The 24564-nt window shown below is 75.0% G+C and carries 25 protein-coding genes; 8 read left to right on the top strand and 17 right to left on the bottom strand.

Annotated features, from left to right (window positions below):
• Positions 1-45: 45 nt before the first annotated feature.
• The 10 genes from ACR9E3_RS11840 to ACR9E3_RS11795 all read right to left on the bottom strand — a co-directional run bounded on the left by ACR9E3_RS11840 (position 46) and on the right by ACR9E3_RS11795 (position 10154).
• Positions 46-1521, bottom strand: coding sequence for a GMC family oxidoreductase (locus ACR9E3_RS11840; protein WP_460380486.1), 1476 nt, complete (start codon positions 1519-1521; stop codon positions 46-48).
• 67 nt (positions 1522-1588) lie between these two features.
• Positions 1589-2848: an MmgE/PrpD family protein gene (locus ACR9E3_RS11835; RefSeq protein WP_460380485.1), complete on the bottom strand. Its 1260-nt coding sequence runs from the start codon at positions 2846-2848 to the stop codon at positions 1589-1591.
• A complete protein-coding gene (locus tag ACR9E3_RS11830; protein ID WP_460380731.1) occupies positions 2845-3852 on the bottom strand; it encodes an LLM class flavin-dependent oxidoreductase in 1008 nt (335 codons plus the stop codon). Before ACR9E3_RS11830 ends, ACR9E3_RS11835 begins: the two co-directional genes overlap by 4 nt.
• Positions 3852-4694 (bottom strand): alpha/beta fold hydrolase, encoded by an 843-nt coding sequence (locus ACR9E3_RS11825; RefSeq protein ID WP_460380484.1) that lies wholly within the window; start codon positions 4692-4694, stop codon positions 3852-3854. Before ACR9E3_RS11825 ends, ACR9E3_RS11830 begins: the two co-directional genes overlap by 1 nt.
• On the bottom strand, positions 4691-5683 hold the full coding sequence (locus ACR9E3_RS11820; protein ID WP_460380483.1) for a DODA-type extradiol aromatic ring-opening family dioxygenase: 993 nt from the start codon (positions 5681-5683) through the stop codon (positions 4691-4693). Before ACR9E3_RS11820 ends, ACR9E3_RS11825 begins: the two co-directional genes overlap by 4 nt.
• Entirely contained in the window at positions 5680-7014 is a 1335-nt protein-coding gene (locus ACR9E3_RS11815; RefSeq protein WP_460380482.1) for a peptidase dimerization domain-containing protein, read from the bottom strand. The genes ACR9E3_RS11820 and ACR9E3_RS11815 overlap by 4 nt, the downstream gene beginning before the upstream one ends.
• Entirely contained in the window at positions 7011-7133 is a 123-nt protein-coding gene (locus tag ACR9E3_RS11810) for a hypothetical protein (protein WP_460380481.1), read from the bottom strand. The genes ACR9E3_RS11815 and ACR9E3_RS11810 overlap by 4 nt, the downstream gene beginning before the upstream one ends.
• Positions 7130-7930 (bottom strand): alpha/beta fold hydrolase, encoded by an 801-nt coding sequence (locus ACR9E3_RS11805; RefSeq protein WP_460380480.1) that lies wholly within the window; start codon positions 7928-7930, stop codon positions 7130-7132. The genes ACR9E3_RS11810 and ACR9E3_RS11805 overlap by 4 nt, the downstream gene beginning before the upstream one ends.
• Positions 7920-9146 (bottom strand): Rieske 2Fe-2S domain-containing protein, encoded by a 1227-nt coding sequence (locus tag ACR9E3_RS11800; RefSeq protein WP_460380479.1) that lies wholly within the window; start codon positions 9144-9146, stop codon positions 7920-7922. Before ACR9E3_RS11800 ends, ACR9E3_RS11805 begins: the two co-directional genes overlap by 11 nt.
• Before the next feature lie 27 nt (positions 9147-9173).
• A complete protein-coding gene (locus tag ACR9E3_RS11795; protein ID WP_460380478.1) occupies positions 9174-10154 on the bottom strand; it encodes a PDR/VanB family oxidoreductase in 981 nt (326 codons plus the stop codon).
• 270 nt (positions 10155-10424) lie between these two features.
• Here ACR9E3_RS11795 and ACR9E3_RS11790 point away from each other — a divergent pair, with 270 nt between their 5' ends.
• Positions 10425-11768 carry an MFS transporter gene (locus ACR9E3_RS11790; protein WP_460380477.1) on the top strand — a complete coding sequence of 448 codons (1344 nt, stop codon included), beginning with the start codon at positions 10425-10427 and terminating at the stop codon, positions 11766-11768.
• 66 nt (positions 11769-11834) lie between these two features.
• Here the strand turns inward: ACR9E3_RS11790 and ACR9E3_RS11785 are convergent, their stop codons facing one another.
• Positions 11835-12566 carry a TetR/AcrR family transcriptional regulator gene (locus tag ACR9E3_RS11785; RefSeq protein ID WP_460380476.1) on the bottom strand — a complete coding sequence of 244 codons (732 nt, stop codon included), beginning with the start codon at positions 12564-12566 and terminating at the stop codon, positions 11835-11837.
• A gap of 77 nt (positions 12567-12643) precedes the next feature.
• Here ACR9E3_RS11785 and ACR9E3_RS11780 point away from each other — a divergent pair, with 77 nt between their 5' ends.
• From ACR9E3_RS11780 to dmpG, 4 genes are all read left to right on the top strand, one after another.
• Positions 12644-13417 carry an IclR family transcriptional regulator gene (locus tag ACR9E3_RS11780; RefSeq protein WP_460380474.1) on the top strand — a complete coding sequence of 258 codons (774 nt, stop codon included), beginning with the start codon at positions 12644-12646 and terminating at the stop codon, positions 13415-13417.
• Positions 13418-13533: 116 nt separating this feature from the next.
• Positions 13534-14331 carry a 2-keto-4-pentenoate hydratase gene (locus tag ACR9E3_RS11775; protein ID WP_460380472.1) on the top strand — a complete coding sequence of 266 codons (798 nt, stop codon included), beginning with the start codon at positions 13534-13536 and terminating at the stop codon, positions 14329-14331.
• Positions 14328-15290: an acetaldehyde dehydrogenase (acetylating) gene (locus ACR9E3_RS11770; protein ID WP_460380470.1), complete on the top strand. Its 963-nt coding sequence runs from the start codon at positions 14328-14330 to the stop codon at positions 15288-15290. The genes ACR9E3_RS11775 and ACR9E3_RS11770 overlap by 4 nt, the downstream gene beginning before the upstream one ends.
• The gene (gene dmpG, locus ACR9E3_RS11765) at positions 15287-16312 is read left to right on the top strand and encodes a 4-hydroxy-2-oxovalerate aldolase (RefSeq protein WP_460380468.1); all 1026 of its coding nucleotides are present in this window, start codon (positions 15287-15289) and stop codon (positions 16310-16312) included. The genes ACR9E3_RS11770 and dmpG overlap by 4 nt, the downstream gene beginning before the upstream one ends.
• Here the strand turns inward: dmpG and ACR9E3_RS11760 are convergent, their stop codons facing one another.
• Genes ACR9E3_RS11760 through ACR9E3_RS11750 form a run of 3 tightly spaced genes read right to left on the bottom strand, consistent with a single transcriptional unit; the run spans position 16313 to position 17697 of the window.
• Positions 16313-16807, bottom strand: coding sequence for an SRPBCC domain-containing protein (locus ACR9E3_RS11760; RefSeq protein WP_460380466.1), 495 nt, complete (start codon positions 16805-16807; stop codon positions 16313-16315). It abuts the gene before it with no gap.
• Positions 16782-17129 (bottom strand): ArsR/SmtB family transcription factor, encoded by a 348-nt coding sequence (locus ACR9E3_RS11755; RefSeq protein ID WP_460380464.1) that lies wholly within the window; start codon positions 17127-17129, stop codon positions 16782-16784. The genes ACR9E3_RS11760 and ACR9E3_RS11755 overlap by 26 nt, the downstream gene beginning before the upstream one ends.
• A gap of 52 nt (positions 17130-17181) precedes the next feature.
• Positions 17182-17697, bottom strand: a complete 516-nt coding sequence (locus tag ACR9E3_RS11750; protein ID WP_460380462.1) for an isochorismatase family protein — start codon at positions 17695-17697, stop codon at positions 17182-17184.
• 64 nt (positions 17698-17761) lie between these two features.
• Between ACR9E3_RS11750 and ACR9E3_RS11745 the strand changes: the two genes are divergently transcribed.
• The 3 genes from ACR9E3_RS11745 to ACR9E3_RS11735 are packed head-to-tail and all read left to right on the top strand — an operon-like array spanning position 17762 to position 20843.
• Complete coding sequence (locus ACR9E3_RS11745; protein ID WP_460380460.1) at positions 17762-18988, top strand: acyl-CoA dehydrogenase family protein; 1227 nt, start codon at positions 17762-17764, stop codon at positions 18986-18988.
• Positions 18985-19500 (top strand): adenylyltransferase/cytidyltransferase family protein, encoded by a 516-nt coding sequence (locus ACR9E3_RS11740; RefSeq protein ID WP_460380459.1) that lies wholly within the window; start codon positions 18985-18987, stop codon positions 19498-19500. Before ACR9E3_RS11745 ends, ACR9E3_RS11740 begins: the two co-directional genes overlap by 4 nt.
• Positions 19497-20843 carry an alkaline phosphatase family protein gene (locus ACR9E3_RS11735; protein ID WP_460380457.1) on the top strand — a complete coding sequence of 449 codons (1347 nt, stop codon included), beginning with the start codon at positions 19497-19499 and terminating at the stop codon, positions 20841-20843. The genes ACR9E3_RS11740 and ACR9E3_RS11735 overlap by 4 nt, the downstream gene beginning before the upstream one ends.
• Here the strand turns inward: ACR9E3_RS11735 and ACR9E3_RS11730 are convergent.
• From ACR9E3_RS11730 to ACR9E3_RS11720, 3 genes are read right to left on the bottom strand one after another with little or no spacing between them, the layout of a single operon-like run.
• Complete coding sequence (locus ACR9E3_RS11730; protein WP_460380455.1) at positions 20840-21235, bottom strand: VOC family protein; 396 nt, start codon at positions 21233-21235, stop codon at positions 20840-20842. The two genes, ACR9E3_RS11735 and ACR9E3_RS11730, sit on opposite strands and share 4 nt — an antisense overlap.
• Before the next feature lie 42 nt (positions 21236-21277).
• Positions 21278-23521: a maltose alpha-D-glucosyltransferase gene (treS, locus tag ACR9E3_RS11725; protein WP_460380453.1), complete on the bottom strand. Its 2244-nt coding sequence runs from the start codon at positions 23519-23521 to the stop codon at positions 21278-21280.
• A gap of 37 nt (positions 23522-23558) precedes the next feature.
• Positions 23559-24536, bottom strand: a complete 978-nt coding sequence (locus ACR9E3_RS11720) for an NAD-dependent epimerase/dehydratase family protein (protein ID WP_460380451.1) — start codon at positions 24534-24536, stop codon at positions 23559-23561.
• Positions 24537-24564: the final 28 nt, after the last annotated feature.

The raw sequence follows: 24564 nt of genomic DNA, 5'->3' as shown, positions 1-24564 counted from the left end.
ACGTGGGGGATGGGGGCATGGTGGTGGGCCTCTCCCGGTGAGAGCTCAGGCGACGAGGTCGGCGGCCTTCTCCGCGATCATCGCGGTCGGGGCGTTGGTGTTGGCCGAGGTGATGGTCGGCATCACCGAGGCGTCCGCGACACGCAGCCCCTCGATCCCGCGGACCCGGAGCTGCGGGTCGACGACGGCGTCGTCGCCGGTGCCCATGGCGCAGGTGCCGACGGGGTGGAAGTACGGCATGGCCGCCTGCCGGACGAACCGCGTGAGCGACCGTCGATCGGTCGCGGTGCCCGGGGCGACCCGGCGGGCGACGAGCTTGCGGAACGCCGGCTGGTCGGCGAGCTCGAGGCCGATCTCGACGCCCGCGACGGCGGCCTCGACGTCGGCCGGGTCGGCCAGCATGTTCGCGCGGATGTCGAGCCCGCCGCCCGCCGTGAGCCGCAGGCGCCCGCGGCTGCGCACGCTCATGAGGCCGGGGGCGAGCACGAACGCGTTCGCCGGTACGGGGTGCTCGGCGGCGACCTCGGCGGACACGTAGGGGATCTGCACCGACACGTAGGTCAGGTCGGGCACGGTCACGTCGGCGGCGCTGCGCCAGAAGGCCATCGAGCCCTCGAGGTTGTGGGTCGGCGCGGGCAGCGGCTCCGCGGCCTCGAAGCACAGGCCGGCGATGATCGGGTGCTCCTGGAGGTTCTCGCCGACCCCCGGCAGGTCGAGCACCGGCGTGATCCCGACGTCCCGGAGGTGGCCGGCGGGCCCGATCCCCGATCCGAGCAGCAGGCGCGGGGTGTTGATCGACCCCGCGCACAGGACGACCTCGCGCTCGGCGCGGATCTCCGCCTCCCCGTCGGCGGTCCGGACGGTGACGCCCGTGCACCGCCCGGCCCGCAGCGACAGCCCGGTCACCTCGCCCGTCACGAGCGTGAGGCGCTCGTCGTCGAGCACGGGGCGCAGGTGGCCGGTCCACGTGCTCGTGCGCTCGCCGGCCCGGACGTCCATCGTGATCGGGCCGGCGCCGAGGGGCTCCGCGACGTTGATGTCCTCGAGGGCGGGCATGCCGTAGCTGACGCCGGCCTCGACGAGGGCCTGCGCCACGGGGTGCAGGTCGGTGGCCCGCTCGACGCCGATCTCCTCCGCGCGCCGGAAGTACGGCAGGACCTCGTCGTGGCTCCAGCCGGTGTTGCCCGCGGCGGCCCACCCGTCGTAGTCGGCGCGGTGGCCGTGCACCCAGACCAGGGCGTTCGTGCTGCCGGAGCCGCCGAGCACCTTGCCCCGGGAGAGGAAGAGCGTGCGCCCGTCGAGGTGCTCCTCCGGCCCGTAGGAGTACGCCCAGTCGTGCGGGGCGCCGATGTTCTCCACCCAGCGGGCCGGGTCGCCCGAGGACGCGATCCCGTCGGGCGGGCCGCCGGCCTCGACGACCACGACCGTCGCGCCCGTGCGCTCGAGCAGGCGGCGGGCGACGACACAGCCGGCGGTGCCGGCACCGACCACGACGTAGTCGGCCGAGCGGGGAGTGGTCATCGGGGCCTCCGCGGGGTGGTGGCTGTTCGTACTGTGTACGGGACGGTGAACGAGCGCCGGGTCGCCGTCAAGCAACAGTCCTGTGACGGCGGGTCCCGGGGAGGGCGTCGAGGTCGCACCACGGCGTGAGGTCCCGCCCGGCGAGCCGGGACGCGCGGGCGAGCAGCGCGGCGTCGTCCAGGGGCTCCGGGGCCAGGCACGACGCCGTCGCGACCGTCCGGCCGCCGCGCTCGACGCGGACGTGCGCACCCCACCGCGCCGGGAACGCCGCGTCGAGGTCGGCCGCGGACTCCCGCCGCACCGTGATGTCCGGCGCGGTGACGGCGCCGGCCGCGACCTCCCGGTACCAGCCCGGCTCGGCGGCCCGCCCGGCCGCGTGGCCGCGCACCGCGACGACGGCGCTCGCCGCGGCGGCGGTCGGGTCCGCCGGTGTCGGGTCGTCGGTGACGAAGTGGCCGGCCGCGGTGGGCAGGGCGACGACGACGGTGTCGCCGTCGCGCAGCGCCGTCCCGTCGAGCGCGGCCAGTGCCGCCTGCAGCGGGCGGGCGCAGGGCCAGGTCTTCGTGGCCACCTCGGCGAGGTGGGGCGCCCCGGACGGGGAGGGCGGTGCCGGGGCGTCGCCGAGCAGCGCCGGGGCCGGGCCGTCGAGCAGCGTCGTCGACACCGACAGCCCGGCCCGCGCCCCGAGGGCGGCCGCCAGCCCGGCCCGCGCGGCGGCGCCGCTCAGCAGGTAGTGGCCGTGGCCGAGGACGTCGGCGGACAGGAAGCCGCCGAGCCCGGCCGACGCGAGCGCGAGCGCGGCGGTGGTGGCCGCGTCGTCGAGGCCGAGCAGCACGGCGGCCGTCGCGGCGGCCGCGAGCGGGCCGAAGACCGCGGTCGGCCAGAGCCCGCGGGCGTAGAGCGCGGGACCCCCGTGGCGCAGGCTCGCCTCGATGCCGGCCTCGTGCCCGGCGACGACCGCGCGGGCCAGCAGCTCCCCGCCCGCCCCGCGCGCGGTCGCCAGCGCGAGGGCGGTCGGGACCACCACCGCGCCCGCCGCGAACGCCGCGCGGCCGTGCAGCGGATCCAGCTCGTCGAGGTGCGCGAGCGTCGCCCCCACCGCGACGGCGTCGTCCAGCCGGTAGGTCGACGGCAGGCCGGGCACGGTGACGCCCGCGGGATCGGGGGGCACCAGCGGCAGCCACGTCCGGGCGACGGGGTGACCCGCGCCGGACGCGACGCAGCCGAGGACGTCGACGACCTGGCGGGCGGCGAGCCGGCGCGTCTCCGGCCCGGCGTCGCGCGCCGCCGCCCGCGACCGCGCCGCGAGCTCGCCCAGGACCGTCACCGGGCCCGGACCGCCGGCAGCACGTCGCGTGCGACGTCGGCGAGCAGCCGGTGCGGGAGGTCGTACGACCCGACGTGCTGCAGGAACACGCCGTCCACCCCGGCCCCGGCGAGCTCGGTGAGGCGCGCGTCGATCTCCGTGGCGCTCCCGACCAGGCAGAACTCACGGGCGAAGCGCACCACGGCCTCGTCGCCCACGTACGCGTCGCAGAACCGCACCGCGGCGTCCCAGTCCTCGGCGTGCACGAGGTCGGGGTAGACGCCCTCGACGCGCTCCGGCGCGGTGACGTCCACGCCGGCGGCGGCGAGAGCCGCGCCCCCGCCGTTGCGCGCGATCTCCACGCAGACCGGCTTGAGCTCGCGGGCGTCGCGCTCGACGTCGTCGGTGACCCGGCAGAACGCCGACACCGTGATCGGCGGTGCCGTCCGCCCGGCCGCCTGCGCCCCCTCGGCGACCCGCGCCGTCGCGAACGCCAGCGGCCCCGGCGCGACCCCGGAGAGCAGGATCGCGCCGTCGGCCGCCTCGCCGGCGAGGCGCAGGTTGCGGGGCCCGCTCGCGGCCAGGTGCAGCGGCACGTCCACCGGGTCGCGCAGGCGCGACGTCACGCCGTGGAAGTCGACGTCCTCGCCGGCCAGCAGCGACCGGATCGTCGCCATCCCCTCGCGCAGCGCGCGGCCCGTCGACGGGGACATCCCGACCGGGCCGACCGAGCTGTTGCCGACGCCCAGCCCGAGCACGAACCGGCCGGGCGCGATCTCCCCGACGGTCCGGGCGGCCGACGCGACCACGGCGGGGTGGCGGGTGGCGACGTTGGTGACGGCGGTGCCGATGCCGACCCGCTCCGTCCCGGCCGCGACCGCCGCGGTGACGGCGAAGACGTCGCGCCACAGCAGCTGGGAGTCCGGGAACCACAGCTGGTCGAGTCCCGCCGCCTCGGCCTCGCGCGCGAAGGCGACGAGGTCGGGCACCGGCGCGCACGGCGGGATCCGCAGACCGACCCGCATCACGCGAGGAACGTCAGCGCGAGGTCGTCGAACCGCGCGCTGTGCTCGTGCTGGGGCCAGTGCCCGCACTCGCCGAGGATCTCCAGCTTGGCGCCGGGGATCGACTCCTGCATGCGGTGGGCCTCGGGGACGTCGCCGAACGGGTTCTGCGCGCCCCACACGATCAGCGTCGGGGCCTGGATGCGGGCCATCTGCTCGGGCGTGAGCAGGTCCTCGGTGCGGTTCTCCATCTCCTGCAGGCAGAGCAGGTGGTCGATGCCGGCGACGAACGCGGGGCGGTGGTAGATCGCGTGCCGGACGTCGACGAGCTCGTCGGTGACGTTCGCCGGGTCGTGCATGAGCAGCTCGAGGCGGCTGCGGGTCAACGCCCGGTCGTCGGTCTCGACCGCGCGCCGGGTGCTGGTGCGGATGCGCTCCATGACCTCCGGGTTGGCGACGGTGCCGCCCGGCGCGACGAGGACGAGGCGCCCGACCCGATCGGGGTGGTCGGCGGCCAGGCGCGCGGACACCCAGCCGCCGAGGGACTCGCCGACGAAGTGCGCGCGCTCGATGCCGTGGCCCTCGAGGTAGGCCAGGACGTGGTCGACGTAGCGCGGGATGCGCAGGTCGCCGCCGGGGTTCTCGGTGTAGCCGTGGCCGAGCATGTCGAGCGCGTGCACGGTGAAGCGGCGCGAGAACGCGGGGATGTTGCGGACGAAGGCCTCGAGGTGCCCGCTGGTGCCGTGGAGCATGACGACGTGGTCGTCACCGGAACCGGCGCGCAGCACCCGGGTGCGTGCGCCGCCGACGGTCTCGTGCGTGATCGCGAAGTCGACCTCGGCGAGGTCGGTCCAGAGGGTCATCGGGCGGCCTCCAGGGTGCCGGTGGTGGACGTGGTGGGAGTCGGTCCGGCGGGGGTCATGATGCTGACCCCCATGCCGGTGAGCCAGGGACCGACGGCGGCGTAGGCCGCGGTCGTCGCGTGCGGGGGCCCGTCGGGCCCGGTGAGGGCGGCGTGCACGGCGAGCCAGGACCGCAGCTCGTGGGCGCCGTTGCCGGCCTCCCGCTCCAGCTCGTCGTCGGTCATCGCGAGGACGGGCGAGACGTCGCCGTCCTCGAGGATCCGCAGGAAGCGGGCGTCGAACTCGCTGTTGATGTCCGGCTCGGCCGCCCGGATGATCTGCCGGCGGCGGACCTCGTACTCCGACCAGTTGTCCCGGCCGTTGAGCCAGGCCTCGACGAGGAACCGGTCGTCGTCCGACAGCGTCGCGAACCACTTCGGCCACGGCAGCCGGTGCGACAGCCCGCCCGAGGCGATGAGCGCGACGCGGCGGTCGACGCCGTCCTCCCGCAGCACCCGCCCGATCGTCGCCCCGAGCCGGTGCACGCGGGCCAGCGGCGGCAGTGGCGGCGCGAACATGTTCACCACGACCGGCACGATCGGCACGTCGAGATCCGGGACCAGGTGCTGCAGCGAGTGCGTGATGCCGTGGTCGACGGTCAGGCGCAGCGAGAACGCCGGGTCGAAGCCGTCGGCGACCATGCCGTCGACGAGGCGCCGGGCGAGGTCGGTGTCGACGGGCAGCGGGCCGCCCGGCGTGCCGGCCTCGCCCGCGCCGAGGACCTCGCCGACGCCCACCGTCACCGCCGGCATGAGGTCGAGGAACATGCCGCGGAAGTGGTTGGACCCGACGACCACGACGGCGTCGGGCCGGGCGGCCGCGAGGGCGCCGCGGGCGGCGGCCAGGCCGTCGCGGAAGCGGTGGGCCTCGGGCAGGTGGTCGACCTCGTCCCAGTGGGTGTTCATCAGCGTGCTGTGCGAGGCGCCCAGGCCGAGCACGATGTCGCTCACGACGGAGTCCTCTCTCGCGTGCACAGGGACACGGCGGTGTGCACGAGGTGCCGGGCCAGCCGCAGGGCCTCCCGGATGTCGACGACGTTCATCCCGGCCGGGAAGTCCAGCGGGATCGGGGCGTCCGGCCCGATGCGGTCCATGCCGATGCGCGCGGTGGGCAGCCCGCGGGCCCGCAGGATGTTGGCGTCGGTGGCGCCGCTGTTGGCGACGATCGGGGCGTGCGGGCGGCCCTCGAGGCCCTCCCACGCGGCGATCGCGGCGGCGACGACCGGGGCGTCCGGCGGCGTCGACGTCCCCGGGATCGCGAGCACCATGTCCCAGTCGACGTCGAGCTCCGGGTGCTCGGCGACGATCGCGGCGACGGCGGCGGCGAACTCGCAGCGCACGTCGGCCGGGGCCGAGCGCGGGCTGGTGCGCAGGTCGACGGTGAACCGGCACAGGGCCGGGGTCGCGGAGGCGAGCCGCGGCCACCCGCCCTCGATCGAGGCGACGACGCCCTGCGGCGCCACCAGGCCGTCGGTGTGCCGCGCCGAGTACTGCGGGAACCAGCGCTCGAGCGCGTCGATCACCGTCGCGGCGTGGCCGATCGCGTTGCGGTAGGGCATGCGGTGCCGTGAGCCGACGTAGGAGAACGCCCCGTGCACGCGCACCTCGAACCAGCAGAGCCCGACCTCCTCCCACGCCACCGCCCACCCCGGCTTCGCGATCACCGCGTGGTCGGCCCACACGCCCTGCTCGAGCAGGAACGAGGCGCCGACGCCCTGGCCGGTGTTGCGGCGGGTGAGCCCGCGGGTGTCGCGGCCGTTGGTCGGCATCCCGCCGGCGCCGAGCCCGACGAGCAGGTCGCCGCGCAGCCGGACGCCGGCGGCCGCGATCGCCTCGGCGGCCGCGATCACCGCGGCGCCGTGGCCCTTGGGGTTGCTCGCGCCGAGACCCAGGACGTGGTCGCCGTGGACCTGCGCGCGGGGCTGCATGTCGGCGCGCAGCTCCGGGCCGATCCACGGGACGTCCTCGGCCGGGTCGCCGACCGTGAACGTGTCGATGGGTGCGTAGAGCAGCAGGCTCTCGCCGGTGCCGTCGCCGGCGAGGCGGCCGTGGGCGTTGGCCTGCCGGTCGTCGAGGGGCTGGACGCGCCCGGCCAGTCCGGCGGCGTCGAGCTGCCCGGCGAGCCACCCCGCGAGCGGGCCCTCCTCGCCGGTCGGGCTGGGGATGTCGACCATGCCGACGACCAGCTCGGTGAGGCGTGTGGCGTCGAGGCGGGCGCAGGCGTCGTCGACCCAGGTGCGTTGCTGCGCGGTGAGGGCCGCGATCAGCGGCGGGGCGCTCATCGGACCGGGTGCACGGTGCGGACGGTGGTGCGCCGGCCCAGCCGGGCGAGCACTCCGGTGCGGGCGGCGATCACGCCGGCGGTGACGACGCCCAGGACGGCGGCGGTCGAGCGGATCACGAGGAGCTCCTCAGGTGGGCGTCCACGATCGCGGCGACCGCGTCGGGTCGCTCGGACTGCGGGTGGTGGGCGGTGGCGTGCAGGACGGTGAGGTCGGCGCGGGGGAGGGCGTCGGCGAGCGCGGCGGCGTAGGCCGGCCCGGCGAAGGGGTCGTGGCGGCCCCAGACGAGGTGGACGGGCGCGGCGACGTGCGCGAGCAGGTCGCCGAGGTCCTCGGGGGCGCCCTCGGCGCCAGCGGCGTTCTGGTCGGACCGGAAGCGATCGTCGACCAGCGCCTCCGGGACACGAGACGCGTCGTCCCATTCGGCCTGACCGATCAACTGCCGCATCCGCGCCGCATCGGGACGACCGTCGCCGGCGTACGCCGCGCGGAGCCGCGCGCCCAGCCCGGGATCGACCAGGCCGCCGACGCCTCCGGGTGCGGGCGTCGGGGTGCTGCCGATCAGCACCAGCCGCCCGAAGCGCTCCGGTGCCCCGCTCGCGGCGAGCAGCGCGACCGACCCGCCGTACGACTGCGCGAGCACGTCGGCCCGCTCGACGCCGAGCGCGTCGAGCAGGTCGACGAGCGCCCGCGCGGCGGCGGCGAGACGGGGGCCGGGGGCGGCGGGGGACCGCCCGTACCCCGGGAGGTCGGCCCACAGCCAGGCGCGGTCCGGTCGGGCCGCCATGACGGCGCCGAAGTCGCTCGCGGCGTGACACCCGGGCCCGCCGCCGTGCAGGACGACCGTCGCCGGCCCGCCCACGGCACCGCGCCGGCCGTGGGAGAGCTGCACCTGTCCGGCCGTCCTAGTGCCCACGGCGCGCCACCGTCTGCACCACGACGTCGCTGTCCTCGACGTGCTTGCGCCAGGCGGTGAGGGAGAGGTCGGGGCGGTAGAGCCGCTCGGGCGGCGAGTCCATGACGTCGACCATCCACGCGTCCTGCGCGGTGAACTGCCCGTGGAAGAGCCACCGGATCGCGGCGAGGTACTTCGCCTTGAACGCCGCGGCCTTCCAGCCCGTCTCGAAGCGGACCATCAGCTGCACGTAGCGCACGTGGTCGGCGTCCATCGGGACGTACCACTCGTAGTGGATGAACCGGGGGTACGCGACGCGCAGGATGCCGGGCAGGCGGATGCTGACGAACCCCGGCAGGTCCAGCGCGGCGATCACGGGGTTGGCGTCGCCGTTCTTGCCGGGACGGTCGGGCAGCGGCATGCGCTTCCACCAGCGCTGGTTGCTGAACCGCCCGACGCCGGGGAACTCCGCCTCCCAGTGGACCTCGTCCTGCACGCGGATGAGCCAGCCGTCGCGTTCGACGATGCGTGTCCTGTTCCAGGTCGGCATGACCTTGAACAGCCGCCACAGCGCCGTGTTGTGCAGGTACTTGGCGTGGCCCTCGTCGAAGCCGTTCTCGGCGGCGAAGCGCCAGTTGCCGTCGCGGATCTCGTTGCGGCCGCCGAGCACGAGCGTGTTCTGCGTCAGCTCGGCCGGGATGTCGTCCTCGACCGGCGGCGGGGTGCCGTCCTCGCGGAGCTCGCCGATGTAGACGAACACGAGCCCCAGGCGCTCCCGCACGGGGTAGGTCGCGACCGCGACCTTGCCGCAGATGGGGGAGTCGGGGCCGTCGGTGATGACGGCGGCGAGCCGGCCGTCCTCGAGGTCGTACGTCCAGCCGTGGTACGGGCAGGAGATCGTCCCGGGGAACTGTCGGCGGCCCAGCGACAGCGGCACCCCGCGGTGGGGGCAGCGGTCGTGCAGGCCCTTGATCGCGCCGGTCCGGTCGTCGCGGACGAGCACGACCTTCTCGCCGCAGATCGTCACCGGCACCGGCTTGCGGCCGACCTCGTGCGCCCACACCGCCGGGTACCAGTGGTCGCGGAACCCCAGCTCGGCACGGTCGTAGGTGCTCCAGTTCGACCAGTCGGACCCGGCCTGCACCGGCGGGCCAGGCTCGACGACGCGCTCGACGTAGCGGCGCGAGAGGCGCGGACGGCGGGGGGCGACCTCGTCGGGCGCGGCTTCGGTGGTCACGGGGATCTCCTGTGGTGGTCGGGACGCTCAGAGGTCCAGCACGAGCTCGGCCGACCGCGCGCGGGACACGCACGGGGCCATGACGTCGGTGCGGTCGGGCTCGGTGAGGGCGTCGCGGTGGTGCGGCTCGCCCGCGACGACGCCGACGAGACAGCTGCCGCACACGCCGTCGCGGCAGGCGTTGGGCAGCGCGTGGCCGGCGTCGTCGAGGGCCTCGAGTGCCGAGCGCCCGGCCGGGACGGCGATCCGGCGCCCGGTGCTGGCGACGACGACGTCGAAGGGGGTCAGCTCCTCGTCGTCGTCGCGCGCGGCCGCGGCGAACCGCTCGGCGCGGGGTGCGGGGAGGTCGTTCCCGGCGCAGTGCGCCTCGACCGCGGCGATGAGCCCGGCCGGCCCGCAGACGGCGACCGCGGTGCCGGCGTCGAGATCCTCCAGGAGCCGCGCGAGGTCCGGGACGCCGTCGACGTCGTCGGCGTGGACGGTCACGCGGGCTGCGTGCGCCTCCGGCGCGGCAGCTCCGCTGCGCTTCGTGCCGCGGTCCAGCGTCGCGAGGTCGTCGAGGAAGGCCATGCTGCGCCGCGACCGGCCGAGGTAGACCAGCCGCCAGTCGGCGCCCCGGGCGGCGAGCGCCGCGGCCATCGTCATCACCGGCGTGATGCCGATACCGCCCGCGACGAGCACGTGACGCTCGGCGTCGGCGAGCGGGAAGTGGTTGCGGGGCCCGCCGACCTCGACCTCGTCGCCGGGGCGCAGCCGCTCGTGGACGTGAGCCGACCCGCCGCGGGAGTCGGGCTCGCGCAGCACCGCGACGCGGTAGCGCCGGCGGTCGGCGGGATCGCCGCACAGCGAGTACTGCCGCACGTGCTCGCCGACCGCGAGGTCGATGTGCGCGCCAGGGGCCCAGGAGGGCAGCAGGCGGTCCCGGTGGTCGCGCAGCTCCACCGAGAGGACGCCGTCCGCCTCGCGGCGGAGTCCGACGACCTCGAGGTCCATCACCGCGTCGTCCATCGAGCCTCCGTCCGCCGGCGCCGTACTTAGTACGGTACGAAACATCGCACATCGCTCCGCGGATGTCACGCGGGCTTCTGTTTCCGTTGGGTGACGACGCACCGCGATCAGGGAACCGGTCCTTGACGGCCGGGCGCCGCACCGTACAAAGTACGAACACCCGAACGGGCGCTGTGCTCACCAGCGAGGTCGCACACGGCGACGTCGGGTATCCGCGAAGCTCCCGGCGCCGGCCGGCGACTTCTCCGCCCCTCCCCCCGGGAGTCCCGCATGTCCGTCACCACCGGACCTCGCCGCAGTCCGGCGAAGGCCGTGGTCGCCAGCTGGATCGGCACCACTATCGAGTACTACGACTTCGCGATCTACGGCCTGGCGTCCTCGCTGGTCTTCGCGAAGCTCTTCTTCCCGACGTTCAACCCGCTCGCCGGCACGCTGATCGCGCTGTCGACGTTCGGCGTCGGCTACGTCGCGCGTCCCCTCGGCGCCCTCGTCTTCGGGCACTTCGGTGACCGCATCGGGCGGCGGACCATCCTCGTGATCACGCTGCTGATGATGGGCGGCTCGACGTTCCTCATCGGCCTGCTGCCGACCTACGCGAGCATCGGGATCGCCGCGCCGATCCTGCTGGTCCTGCTGCGCGTGCTGCAGGGCGTCTCGGTCGGCGGGGAGTACAGCGGCGCCGTGCTCATGACCGTCGAGCACTCCGAGGAGTCCCGGCGCGGCCTGCGCGGCGCGCTGGTCAACACCGGCACCTCGGCCGGCATGATCCTGTCGAACCTCGTCTTCCTCGCCGTGCTGACCCTGCCCGAGCCCGCCCTGATGTCGTGGGGCTGGCGCATCCCGTTCCTGGTCAGCGCCGTGCTCGTGGTCGTCGGGCTCGTCGTGCGCCTCACGCTCGAGGAGAGCCCCGACTTCCTCGCGATCCAGCAGGCCGGCGCCGTCCGGCGGATGCCGCTGGTCGAGGTGCTGCGCGGCAGCGGGCGCGCGGTCGTCCTCGTCGCCCTGGCCACGATCTCGGCCGGCATGGTCTTCACGCTGACGACCGTCTTCTCGATCTCCTACGGCAGGACCGCCCTGGGCCTGTCGAGCCCGGCGATGCTCGGGGTGCTGCTGCCCGCGGCCGTCGTGCTGCTCATCGCCATCCCGGTCGCGGGCCGGCTGGCCGACCGCTTCGGCGTCCGCGCGGTGTTCCTCGCCGGCGGCGCCGCGCTCGTCGTCACCCCCTTCATCTGGTTCGCCCTGCTCAACACCCGGAACTACGGGCTGATGCTGCTCGGCTTCGTGATCGTGTTCCTGGCCTACTCGGCGAACTACGCGGTCTTCCCCGCGTACTTCTCGGGCGTCTTCCCGGCCGCGCTGCGCTTCAGCGGCATGGGCATCGGCTTCACGATCGGCACGATCCTCGGCAACGGGTTCGCGCCGGCGATCGCCGCGTCGCTGCAGGAGTCCGGCGGCTGGGTCGGCATCGCCGTCTACATGGCGGTCGGCGCCGTCGTCTCCCTGCTCGCCGGGCTCGCGCTGCGGATGCCGCCCTCGACGGACGCGACGATGCCCTCCGCGCCGGTGGGGACGGCCGCGGCGGAGCCGAAGGCGGTGCCGGCCGGCGGGAGCTGATCTCCTCCGGCTGTGCCGCCAGGACGCCGGACCCGTCGACGTGACGGGTCCGGCGTCCTGCCGCGTTCAGGCGCCGGTGGTCGCCGGGACGGTCGCGACGAACCCCGCGATCCAGATCTCCAGCCCGTCGGCGAACTGCTCGTCGGTGGGCAGGGTCGGCAGGTCGTCGGCGAGGTCGACGGTGTGGGGGAAGCGCTCGCGCGACAGGCCCGCGTAGAAGTGGGTGCGCTGGCGGCGGGCCTCGGTGGCGGCGGCGGCGTCCTGGGCCCGACCCCAGGCACGGGGGGCCTCGTAGGCGGAGAAGCCGAGCGCGTAGGTGATGAGGAAGCCGTAGGCGCGCACCGCGCGCGGGCCCGTGATGCCGGCGACGGCGAGCCGTTCGAGCACGCCCTCCATGGCGTTGACCAGCGCGCCCGGGCTGTCGGTGACGCGGGTGGCGAGCAGGCGGACGACGCTCGGGTGGTCGCGCATCATCGCCAGGAACGCGTGCCCGAGGTCCCGGAGCGCCGCCGCCGGCTCGGTGGCGGCCTGCTCGGGCAGCGTCATCGACCCGAGGATGCGGTCGCCCATCGCGTCGAGGATCTCGTCCTTGTTGCGGAAGTAGCCGTAGAGCGTCATGACGCCGACGTCGAGGTCGGCGGCGAGGCGGCGGACCGTCAGGCGGTCGAGGTCGGCCTCCTCGTCGGCGATGACGAGGGCCGCGTCGATGATCCGCTCGGCGGAGAGCCCGGACGCGGTGCTCGCCCGGCTGTCCTTGCCGCTGTCCTTGCTGCTCTCCCGGCGGCGACGTGGGGGCACGGGTCCTCCTCGAGGGAACGGGCCAGCGCGCACGCACGGGCGAACGCCGTACGGTCCAGTGTATCGAGGAGGGGCCCATGACGTCCGCGCCGACACCCGGGGTGCCGGTCACGGTGCTGGGCAAGGCGCTGGCCGTCCTGCGGGCGTTCACCGCCGAGGACGCCGCCCTCGGGTTCGCCGAGATCCACCGCCGTACCGGCATGGCCCGCAGCACCGTGCACCGCACCCTCGGCGAGCTCGTCGAGCACGGGCTGCTGGAGCGCGTCGAGGGTCGCTACCGCCTGTCCGGGCTGGTCTTCGAGCTGGGCATGCGCGCGTCGGTCGGGCGCGGGCTCCTGGAGGTCGCGACGCCGTTCCTCGAGGACCTCTACGAGCTGACCCACGAGACGGTGCACCTCGGCGTGCGCGAGGGCCACGAGGTCGTCTACGTCGCGAAGATGGGCGGGCACCGCCAGGCGCGCTCACCCTCGCGCCTCGGCGGGCGGATGCCGCTGCACGCCACGGCGATCGGCAAGGTGCTGCTGGCCCACGCGCCGCCGGAGGTGCGCACGGCGGTGCTGGGCGGGGTGCTCGACCGCCGGGCGCCGCGCACGATCACCCACGTCCCGGTGCTCCGCGCCCAGCTCGACGAGATCCTCGGGCGCGGCGTGGCGTTCGAGCACGAGGAGTCGGCGGTCGGCATCACCTGCGTCGCCGCCCCGGTGCCCGAGCCCGGCGTGGGGGTGCGGGCGGCCGTCAGCGTCACGGGCCCCGTGCACCGCTTCCGCCCCGAACGCCACGTCGACGCCGTCCGCGCCGCCGCCGGGGGCATCGCCGCGATGCTCGCCCGCGGGTGCCCTCCGGGCATGTGAGCACTTCGGAGTGCCCCAGCACTCCGAAGTGCTCACATGCGCGCAGCGCACCGGAGTTCAGCTCACCGGAACTCGGTGCTGGTCTCCTGCGGCCCGGGACCGGCACCGTGCTCCGCGTGCCCACCACGACCGCCGGCGTCGACCACGCCACCGAGCGCCTCCTCGACGCCGCCGCCACCGGGACGCCGTGCGCCCCGGTCCGCGATCTCATCGGCGCCGACGACGTCGACGCCGCGTACGCCGTGCAGCGCCGCCTCGCCGCGCACCGCCTCGGCCACGGTGCCCGGACGGTCGGCCGCAAGATCGGTCTGACCAATCCGGCGGTGCAGGCGCAGCTCGGCGTCGCCAGCCCCGACTTCGGCGTGCTGTTCGACGACATGCCCGTCGAGCACGGCGCCACGGTCGCCGCGGGCCGGCTGCTGCAGCCGCGGATCGAGGCCGAGGTGGCGTTCGTGCTCGGTGCCGACCTCGACGGCACCGACCTGAGCGACGCCGACGTCCGCGCCGCCGTCGACCACCAGCGGGCCGCGCTGGAGATCGTCGACAGCCGGATCGCCGGCTGGGACATCACGTTCGGCGACACCGTCGCCGACAACGGCTCGAGCGGCCTGTACGTCCTCGGCCCGGAGCAGGTCGGACTGGACCGGGTGAACCCCGTCGACGTCACCATGACCCTCCGCCGCGGCGGGGAGCAGGTCTCCACCGGCACCGGCGCCGCCTGCCTCGGCGACCCGCTGGCCGCGCTGGCCTGGCTGGCCCGCACCGCCCGCGACCTCGGCGACCCGCTGCGCGCCGGCGAGGTCATCCTCTCCGGCGCGCTCGGCCCGATGGTCCCCGTGGCGCCCGGCGACACGTACTCCGCCCACATCACCGGCCTCGGCGAGGTCGCCGTCACCTTCGAGGGAGACCGATGAAGACCAAGGTCGCCATCATCGGGTCGGGCAACATCGGCTCCGACCTCATGCTCAAGATCGTGCGGCTGTCGGAGACGCTCGAGGTCGCCGCGATGGTCGGCATCGACCCCGACTCCGACGGGCTCGCCCGCGCCCGCCGCCTCGGCATCGCCGCCGTCGACACCGGGGCGAAAGGTCTGACCGAGCTCGACGGGTTCGCCGACATCGACATCGTCTTCGACGCCACCTCGGCGAAGGCCCACGTCGCGAACGCCGAGGTCCTGCGCCCCTACGGCAAGCGGCTGGTCGACCTCACGCCGGCCGCGATCGGCCCGTACGTCGTGCCGCCCGTGAACCTCGAGCAGCTCGGCGACGTCAGCGACGTCAACATGGTCACCTGCGGCGGCCAGGCCACCATCCCGATCGTCGCCGCCGTCGCGTCCGTGGCCCCGGTGCCCTACGCGGAGATCGTCGCGTCGATCGCGTCGATGTCGGCGGGCCCCGGCACGCGCGCCAACATCGACGAGTTCACCGAGACCACCGCCGCGGCGATCGAGCAGGTCGGCGGGGCCGGCCGCGGCAAGGCGATCATCGTGCTCAACCCCGCCGAGCCGCCGCTGATCATGCGCGACACCGTGCTCTGCCTCGTCGGCGACGCCGCCGAGCCGCGCGACGAGCCGACGCTGCGGGCCGAGATCACGGCCGCGGTCGAGGCGATGGTCAAGACCGTCGCCGAGTACGTGCCGGGCTACCGCCTCAAGCAGGCCGTGCAGGTCCGGGCGATCCCCGACGACCAGCCGCTGCACACGCTCGTCGGTGACGGGGCACGGCCCACCCACCAGGTGTCGGTGTTCCTCGAGGTCGAGGGCGCCGCGCACTACCTCCCGGCGTACGCCGGCAACCTCGACATCATGACCTCGGCCGCCCTGCGCGTCGGCGAGGAACTGGCCGGACACGCAGCCTCCCGGAGCACTCGATGAGCCTCTACATCCAGGACGTGACCCTGCGGGACGGCATGCACGCCATCCGGCACCGCCTCGCGCCGGACGCGGTCGGCACGATCACCCGCGCGCTCGCCGACGCCGGCGTCGACGCCGTCGAGGTCTCCCACGGCGACGGCCTCGCCGGCGCCAGCCTCACCTACGGGCCGGGCTCCAACACCGACTGGGAGTGGATCGCCGCGGCGGCCGAGGCCATCGAGGCGTCGGCGAACACCCCGGTCCTGACCACCCTGCTGCTGCCGGGCATCGGCACCATCGCCGAGCTGACGAAGGCCCACGACCTCGGCGTCCGCTCCGTGCGCGTCGCCACGCACTGCACCGAGGCCGACGTCGCCGCCCAGCACATCGCGACCGCCCGCGAGCTCGGCATGGACGTCTCCGGCTTCCTCATGATGAGCCACATGGCCCCGCCCGCCGAGCTCGCGCGCCAGGCGAAGCTCATGGAGGGCTACGGCGCCCACTGCGTCTACGTCACCGACTCCGGCGGCCGCCTGACCATGCCCGACGTCGCGGCGCGCCTGGACGCCTACCGCGAGGTGCTGCGTCCTGAGACCCAGATCGGCATCCACGCCCACGAGAACCTCTCGCTGTCGGTGGCGAACTCCGTCGTGGCGGTCGAGCACGGTGCCGTCCGGGTCGACGCCTCGCTGGCCGGGCAGGGCGCCGGGGCGGGGAACACGCCGATCGAGGCGTTCGTCGCCGTCGCGAACACCTACGGCTGGACCCACGCCTGCGACCTCTTCGCCCTGCAGGACGCCGCCGACGACCTCGTACGCCCGCTGCAGGACCGCCCCGTGCGCGTCGACCGCGAGACGCTGACCCTGGGCTACGCCGGGGTCTACGGCAGCTTCCTGCGCCACGCCGAGAACGCCGCCCTGCAGTACGGCGTGGACACCCGCGAGCTCCTCGTCGAGATCGGGCGTCGCGGGCTCGTCGGCGGCCAGGAGGACATGATCGTCGACGTGGCGCTCGACCTCGTCGCCGCCCGCGGGGCCGCCTGATCAGACGGCCGCGGCGAACGCGCCGAGGATCTCCTCCCACCCGCGGACGAACGCGCCGCCGCGGTAGCCGCCGGGGCGGGCGCAGTCCTCGCCGAGCTGGGCCTCGGAGAGGGCCTCCCAGCCGCGGTGCTCGACGGCGACGCGCGTCAGCGAGGGGCCGAGCGCGGTGAACGTCAGCTCGACCTCGGTCGGGAGCGGGGTGATGTTCCAGGTCATGACGAACCGCTCGGGCGGCGACCACGCGAGCAGCCGGCCCCAGTCGACCTCGGTGCCGTCGTCCCAGCGCTCGTACACCCGCCCGTCGACGCGCTGCTCCACGAGCACCTCGCGGACCCGGTCCTTGCCGGCCGAGTAGGGCTGCAGCGGCCACCACTGCCCGATCGTCGCGACGAACACGTCGAAGGTGTGCGCGCGGCCGCTGCGGACCGTCGTCGCCTGCCGGATGGGCGGACGGTGCAGGGGAGTGACGTCAGCCTGCGGCGTGGTGCTCGTCATCGGCGATCCCTCGGTCGGCTTCCACGAGACGGCGGGCGGTGTCCAGCGACGAGCCCCACATGTCCTCCAGGAACCCGCGCAGGCCGTCGAGGCCCTCGGGGCGGGCCCGGTAGAGCCGGCGGGTGCCCTCCCGTCGCTCGGTGAGCAGACCGGCGTCCTTGAGCACCGTGAGGTGCTGGCTGACCGCGGGTCGGGTGACCTCGAACGTCGCCGCGATCTCCCCGGCGGAGAGCTCGTCCTGGGCGACCAGGCGCAGGATCGCGCGGCGGCGGGGCTCGACCAGCGCCCGCAGTGCGACACCTTCCGGGTCGTCGTCGGTCACGGCGTCCTCCACGGTCAGTGGCGACGAACGTTAGCGCACGCGTACCGAGCTGTCACCTGATCAGCTTCTGCACCTCGCGGAAGGCTTCGTGGTCGCTGTCGTGCAGCCACTCGAAGAGCACCATCTCGGTGGTGACGACGTCGACGCCGTGGTCGCGCATCCGCTCCACCGCCCGGTCGCGGTTCGCCTCGCTGCGGCTGCCGACCGCGTCGGCGACCACCGCAACGTCGCGGCCCGCCGCCCGCAGGCCGAGGACGGTCTGCAGCACGCACACGTGGGCCTCGCACCCGGCGACGACGACCGGGCCCGGGTGGTCCGGCACGTCGGCGGCGAACGCGGTCTTCGGGGCGGCCGGCGACGGGAGCAGGCCCGCGACGGCGGACACCGTGGGCCCGAGGCCGCGCGGGTTCTGCTCGGTGGCGTGGACCCCGACGCCGAGCCGGGTGGCGCCGTGCACGAGCCGGCTCGCGTTCTCCAGGACCGCCGGCGCCCCCGCGATGGCGGGCATGAGGCGTTCCTGCAGGTCGACGACGAGCAGGAGCGAGGCATCCGCACGCAGCACCGGCACGGGACGTGACCGTAGGACGTCCGAGCAGTTGACGCGAGCACCCTCCGGGTCGTAGGGCATGCGGGTGACCAGTGGCCTGACCGACCGCGTCGCCGACTACACGCAGCGCTTCGGGGCGTTCCTCGCCTCCGACACCGCCCCGCTCGAGGCCGAGCTGGCCGCGCAGGACGTCGGCACCCCGTGGAACCCCCGCCTCGACGAGGCCGGGCGGATGCACCCGGTGGTGTGGGAGGCGCGCCGCGAGGCCCAGCGCCGCTCGGCGGCCGCCGGGCTCTACAGCCCCCACGTCAGCTCCGGGCTGGACTTCACCCGCGCCGAGATGCAGCACGTCGAGGAGTACGTCTACCGGCACGCCGGACTCGGCCTGGGCCTCGCGGCGCTGGCCTGGACCGAGGGCCCGAACCCCGCGATCGAGCACTGCTCCGACGCGGCCCGCGAGCGGTGGCTCGCGCCGCTGATGGCCGGGGAGATCACCGCGGCGTTCGCCAACACCGAGATCGCCGTGGGGACCGACGTGCTCGCCATGGAGACCCGGGCGCGCCGCGACGGCAGCGACTGGATCCTCGACGGCACCAAGGCGTGGATCACCAACGCCCACTTCTGCGACGTCGTCCAGATCACCGCGGTCACCGACCCCGGCGCCGGCACCCGCTCGCTGTCGATGTTCCTCGTCGACGCCACCAGCCCCGGCTTCACCCGCGGCCGCGACATCCCGACCATGCTCGACGACGGGCTCACCGGAGAGCTGCACCTCGACGGGGTGCGGGTGCCGGCCGAGGACGTCGTCGGCGAGCCCGGCGACGGCTTCGCACTGGCGATGGCGTGGATCAACTGGCGGCGCCTGTGCCGCGGCGGGATGTGCGCGGGCTGGGGCTCGTGGCTGCTCGACCGGGCCCTCGACCGCGCGCGGCAGCGCACCTCCGGGGGCGCGCCGATCGCCGACCTGCAGGCGGTGCAGCACATGCTCGCCGACATCGACGCCGACGTGTACGCGGCGCGGGCGGCGTCGCTGCGGGCGCAGGCCGAGCTCGACGCGCTGCCCGGCGGCGCCTTCGGCATGCCGCTGCACCCGGACGCCCCGCGGCTCATGAGCCTCGTGAAGGTGATCAACGACGAGGCGTTCCTGCGCGTCGCCGACCGCGCCCTGCAGGTCCACGGCGGCACCGGGCTGCGCAAGGGCTCGCCCGAGGAGAAGCTCTACCGGCTCGCCCGGAACCTCAAGATCCCGGCCGGCACGGTGGAGATCCAGCGCAACGCGATCGCCCGCGGCCTGCTCCGCGGGAAGCGATGACGACGCTCGCCGCCGTCACCGGGCGCTTCCAGCCCGTCCACGCCCAGCACCTCGAGCTGTTCGCGCTCGCCCTCGCCGAGCACGACCGTCTCGTCGTCGCCGTGACCAATCCCGACACGGGGGCGCGCCACGCCGAGCCCACGTCGTCGCACCGGCACACCGACGCGGCGAATCCCTTCACCTACTACGAGCGCGCACGCCTGCTCGCCGCCGCGCTGACCGGTGCGGGAATGGCCGACCGTTCGATGGTCGTACCGTTCGACCTCACCCGTCCCGGGGTCTGGACCGAGTACGTCCCCCGCGACGCCGTGCACTACGTGCGGGCGTACTCGGCGTGGGAGTCCGACAAGGCGAGCCGTCTCGCCGACGGCGGCTACCGGGTCGTGGTCCTCGACGGCGACCCCGCCGCGAAGCTCGACGCCACCGGCATCCGCGCGCACTTCGCCGACGGCACCTGGCGCGACCTCGTCCCCGCGGCGACCGTGCCCGTCCTCGCGGAGCTGCTGGGATGAGGGCACCCGGCCACGGCGAGACCCAGCCCCGGCTCGACGACGACCGCCGCCCGGTGGTGCTGGTCGTCCTCGACGGCCTCGGCGACCGGCCGGTGCCCGAGCTCGGCGACCGCACGCCCGCCGAGGCCGCCCGCACGCCCGTGCTCGACGCGCTCGCCGCCCGCGGCGCCTCGGGCTGGCACCTGCCGTTCGGCTGGGGCCGGGCGCCCTCGTCGGAGCTCGCGCACTGGGCGATGTTCGGGTTCGCGGACGTGCCGTTCCCGGGTCGCGCGGTGCTCGAGGCGCTCGGGGCGGGCGTCGACGTCCCGGCCGGCGTGGCCGTCACGCACGCGGCGCTGCGCACGTCGTCGACCGGCGCGGACGGCCGGGTGTGGATCACGGGACGGGCCGGCCGGGACGATGCCGAGGACGCCGTGGTGCTGCTCGCCGACGTCGCGGATCTCGCCGCGGACCACGGGCACCGGCTCGTGCCGCTGGATCGTGGCGAGGCGGTGCTGCTCATGCCCGGCCACGCCGACGGGGGCGTCACCGACTCCGACCCCTTCTTCGAGGACCGCCACCCGTGGTTGCGGGTGCTCCCGGTCGAGGGCGCGGCGGGCGCGGAGCCGACCGCCGACGCCCTGGTGCGGCTGCTCGGCGCGGTCCGGGCGGCGCTGCGCGACCACCCCGTCAACGCCGCCCGCCGCGCGCGGGACGCGCCGGCCCTCGACGTGGTGACCACGAAGTGGTCGGGCGCGCTGGGCCCGGTGCCGACGTTCGTCGAGCAGGTCGGTGTCCCCGGGGCCGCGGTGACCAGCACCCGGCTCTACCGCGGCCTGGCGGCCCTGCTCGGCCTGCGGACCCGAGACCTCGCCCCGGTGCCCGACCTCGCCGCGGACCTGGCGGCGCGGCTCGACGCCTGCCGCGCCCTGCTGGACGGGGGCGCGGCGTTCGTGCACGTGCACACCAAGGCCACCGACGACGCCGGCCACACCAAGCGCCCGCGTGCCAAGCTCGAGGCGCTCGAGGCCGCCGACGCCGGTCTGGCGGGCCTGCTCGACCTCGCCGACGACGCGGTCGTCGCGGTCACCGGCGACCACGCGACGCCGTCGACCGGCGGTGTGCTGCACACCGGCGACCCCACCCCGCTCGTCGTCGCCGGTCCCGGCGTGCGCCCCGACGCGGTGACCGCGTTCGGCGAGGCCCCGGCGCACGCGGGCTGGTACGGGGCCCTCGCCGCCCGCGACCTGCTCCCGCTGTTGCTGGGTCACGCGAACCGGCCGGCGTTCCTGGGTCACCGGCCGACCCCGCGGCGCACCCTCGCCCTGCCCGACGACCCGCCGGCGATGCCGGACCCGGGTTAGAGGCGGGCCTCCGCGCGGGTGGGCTCGAAGAGCTCGACGGGGTTGCCGGACGGGTCCTCGAGCAGGATCTGCTTGCCGCCCACGCCGGTGACGACGTCGTTGCGGAACCGCGTGCCGGCGCTGCGCAGCTCCCCGACGAGGCTCTCGAGGTCGGCGACCTCGAGGGTGAAGCGGTTCCACCCGCCGGGGCGCGGCACCGTCCCGTCCGGCATCGCCTGCCCGCCGCCCCCGCCCCCGCCGGGGGCCGACAGGACCAGGCGCAGGTCGCCCCTGCTCAGCATCGCGAACGTCGGGGCGGGGTGCATGTCCTCGTGGAAGCCCAGCCGCCCGCAGTAGAAGGAGATCGCGGCATCGACGTCGTCGACGATGTACCGCACGCTCACCGTGGCCATGCGCAGTGATGGTCCTCCGCCGGGCCGTGCGGTTCCAGGCCCTCAGGCGCCGGCCGGCGCCTCCACGAGCAGGGCGTGGCCCTGGTGGGCGTTGAGGTCGACCGCGAAGGAGCGCAGGTCGTCGACGCCGGCGACGGTCTCCTGGGTGAACATGTCGATCACCGTGCCGCCGGGCGGGAGGGCCTCGGCGCGCACCGTGGCGGTCACCGGCTCAGCGGCGAAGTTCAGCACCGTCAGGGCGTGCCGCCCGTCGTCGAGCACGTGGACCAGGACGAGGAGCCCGGTGTGCGAGACGTCCGGGATCTCGACCTGGCGGCTCGTGGCGATGCCGTAGTGCTTGCGCACGCCGAGGATCGCCGAGAGTTGGCGCAGGAAGCTCGTCTCGTCGGCGAGCTGCTCGGGGATGCTGCCGTAGAGGCTGCGCCCGCGCGGCATGCCCTCCGCCGACCGCGACGCCGCCGGGTCGAGCCCCATGAGGTCGTGCGCCGCCCGGTGGATCCAGCGGGTGTCGCCCTCGGAGAGCAGGCTCCCGACCTGCTCGGGTCGCAGGGTGAGCATCCCGGTGATGTCCCAGCCCGACAGCGCGAAGACGCCCGGCTGCATGGCGTTGAACATGGCCAGCAGCAGGTGGATCTGCCGGATCGCGTCGACGTCGTCGTCGGTGATCGCCTCGAGGTCGGTGATCCCGAGCGCGGCGGCGATGACGGTCGCGGTGGTGCAGGCGATGCCGTTGGTGGTGAACACCAGGTTGTAGGGGGCGCGCTCGCCCGCGAGGCACGCGGCCAGCTCCTGGCGCACGGTGTCGCCGATCTCGGCGCCGGTCGCGGGCGCGCCGCGGAAGGTGAAGACGTCGTCGCGGTGCCCGGTCGACCAGTGGACGAGCTCGTAGGTCATCTCGTCGTGGTTCTGCAGCGCGTGCACGAGCGAGGCCGGGTCGACGCCGGTGTCGCGGCAGGTGCGCAGGCACAGGCGCAGGAACTCGGCGTCCCCGGTGGCCAGGGCGTGGTGGTACCCGGGCCGGGTGACGAAGTCGTAGGACAGGTCCGCGCCGGCCTCGCCGACCTGGCGGATGTCGTCCATCGTCAGGTTCAGTTCCTGGAACGTGAACCCGCCGACCTTGCGCACCATGCTGGCGATGAGGTGGTTGGCCGCCTCGGAGAGCGGGTGCCCCTCGGACCACGCGGGGTTGCCCTCGGCGGCGCTCTTCTCGACGCCGAGGAAACCGTTGGCGTCGAGGCGCAGCGCCCCGGAGCCGAGGTCGGCGAGCGAGTGCAGGGCGTCGCCGATGGTCAGGCGCATGCCGGCGAAGGACGGGTCCAGCCAGTTGATCGAGGGCTGGCCCTCCTTGAAGTAGTGCAGGTACACCCAGCGGCGCTCGACGCCGTCGACGCCGACGACCGCGCGGGTCGCGCTCCAGTTGGTCTCCTTGACCCCGGGCGCGTAGAAGATGACGCGCTGCAGGCGGCCGATGATGTAGCCCGACTTCTCCAGCTGCTCCTCGACGACGGCGTCGAGGTTCACCGAGTCACGGCCGGGCGGGACCTCCGGCAGCAGGTGCCAGTCGTCCGGCTCGATCTCGACCATGTGGTAGATGCCGGGGTAGTCGGCGTGGGCCACTTCGGCGAGGCGGAAGTCGGCGCCCTTGCCGGTGTGCCCGGGCACGACGTCGTCGATGATCGTGCCGCCGTGGAAGGTCGCCATCCCGCACATCGCCCGGAACTCCTGCTCGGAGCCGAACGCCGGGTCGATGACCGTCGAGATCCGGTCGAAGTGCCCGTCGACGCTCGGGGTGTTCGACCAGCCGGTGATGCCGCCCGCGCGCTTCACCGGGCCGGTGTGCAGGGCCTCGATGCCGATGTCGGCGAACGCCGACCACAGCTCCTCCTCGCCCAGCGCGGCGAGGAACGACTGGCCGGGCCGCGTGATCAGCGACAGCGGGTAGGCGGTGAACCACACCGACGCGGTCTCGACGGCCAGGCGCGGGTCGGGGTCGGCGTAGGGGTTCTGCCACATCGCGCCCTGGCCCGAGAACTGGCGGGCGATGGTGTTCGCGTCGGCCAGCATCGACTCCGAGACGAGCCACGACACGTACGCCGGGTTGGTGCCCACCGCGTCGCCGTCGCGGGTGGCGGGGTCGCGGACGACGCTCTGGCGCACCCGCGGCCGGTGGCGCAGGGCCCGCGGCCGCGCGGGGTGGAAGTGCTCGGCGTAGCTGACCCCGACCGGCTCCCACGGGAGCTCGTCCCCGGTCCCGTCGGTGACCTCGTCGCGGGCCTCGCCGTCCAACCACGCACCTCTTCTCCGAGCCGGGGAGGGACCATGGTCACACGGGCGCGTGATCGACTCGCCGCCGGGCGAGCGGCACGTCCGGGGGGTCCGCGTGCCAGGCCAGGGTCCGGGCGAGGCCGTCGCGCAGCGGGGTGGTCGCCCGCCATCCGAGCTGCTCGGCGGCCGGGTCGGGGTCCGCGATCAGGGTGCGGTCGCCACGCCGGTCGGCCCGGTCGCCGAAGCCCAGCGGCCCGTCGTAGCCCGCGAGGTCGGCGAGCTCGGTGACCACGTCGGCGATGCTCGCGGTCCGGCCCGAGCCGATGTCGAGGACGTGGCCGGCGCGCTCGCTCGTCGCGGCCCGGACCAGGGCGTCGACGACGTCGTCGACGTACACCCAGTCGACGAGCCGGGTCCCGCTCGACAGCTCCGGCGCGGCGCCGTCGAGCAGGCACCGGCTGACGTAGGGCACCAGCTTCTCGTCGTCGGGCTGGTCGGGCCCGTAGACCATCGCGATCCGCAGCACCGTCACGGGCAGGCCCCACTGGGCGTGGAACAGGCGGGCGTAGCCGGTGGCCGCGGACTTCGCGGCCGCGTACGGGGAGCTCGGCGGCTCGTCGCCGCGGGGTTCCTCGAGCGAGCCGGCGAGGACGACCCGGCAGTCGCCGAGGTCGTGCGCGGCGGTCATCACGGCGACGGCGGCGCGGGTGTTGGCCTCGAGCATCGACAGCGCGAGATCACTGTCGCGGTCGCCCGCCACGTGACCGGCGAGGTGGAACACCGCCGCGGGGGCGACGTCGCGCACGAGGCGCCCCAGCTCGTCGGGGTCGGCGACGTCGCCGCGGTGCCAGGACGTACCCGGGAGGTCGGGGTCGTGCTCGCCGTCGCCGCGGGTCAGGGCGTGGACCTCGGCCTCGAGGTGGCGCAGTCGCCGGACCAGGTGGCGGCCCAGGAAGCCGGTCGCGCCGGTGACGAGCACGGGCCGCCCCCGGAGGGCGTCGGGCTCCGGGGCGGCGGGGTCGGCCTGCGGTGTCACCCGATCCGGGTATCCGCGCCGCCCGGAT

It is taken from the genome of Actinomycetospora sp. C-140, assembly GCF_054796175.1.
This window is presented reverse-complemented; position numbering and strand designations above follow the sequence as displayed.

Coding starts and splice junctions, on each gene's coding strand:
- ACR9E3_RS11840 (WP_460380486.1), bottom strand. CDS start 1,521: ATGACCACTCCCCGCTCGGCCGACTACGTCGTGGTCGGTGCCGGCACC.
- ACR9E3_RS11830 (WP_460380731.1), bottom strand. CDS start 3,852: ATGCGGGTCGGTCTGCGGATCCCGCCGTGCGCGCCGGTGCCCGACCTC.
- ACR9E3_RS11825 (WP_460380484.1), bottom strand. CDS start 4,694: ATGACCCTCTGGACCGACCTCGCCGAGGTCGACTTCGCGATCACGCAC.
- ACR9E3_RS11815 (WP_460380482.1), bottom strand. CDS start 7,014: ATGAGCGCCCCGCCGCTGATCGCGGCCCTCACCGCGCAGCAACGCACC.
- ACR9E3_RS11795 (WP_460380478.1), bottom strand. CDS start 10,154: ATGGACGACGCGGTGATGGACCTCGAGGTCGTCGGACTCCGCCGCGAG.
- ACR9E3_RS11790 (WP_460380477.1), top strand. CDS start 10,425: ATGTCCGTCACCACCGGACCTCGCCGCAGTCCGGCGAAGGCCGTGGTC.
- ACR9E3_RS11780 (WP_460380474.1), top strand. CDS start 12,644: ATGACGTCCGCGCCGACACCCGGGGTGCCGGTCACGGTGCTGGGCAAG.
- ACR9E3_RS11770 (WP_460380470.1), top strand. CDS start 14,328: ATGAAGACCAAGGTCGCCATCATCGGGTCGGGCAACATCGGCTCCGAC.
- dmpG (WP_460380468.1), top strand. CDS start 15,287: ATGAGCCTCTACATCCAGGACGTGACCCTGCGGGACGGCATGCACGCC.
- ACR9E3_RS11760 (WP_460380466.1), bottom strand. CDS start 16,807: ATGACGAGCACCACGCCGCAGGCTGACGTCACTCCCCTGCACCGTCCG.
- ACR9E3_RS11740 (WP_460380459.1), top strand. CDS start 18,985: ATGACGACGCTCGCCGCCGTCACCGGGCGCTTCCAGCCCGTCCACGCC.
- ACR9E3_RS11735 (WP_460380457.1), top strand. CDS start 19,497: ATGAGGGCACCCGGCCACGGCGAGACCCAGCCCCGGCTCGACGACGAC.
- ACR9E3_RS11730 (WP_460380455.1), bottom strand. CDS start 21,235: ATGGCCACGGTGAGCGTGCGGTACATCGTCGACGACGTCGATGCCGCG.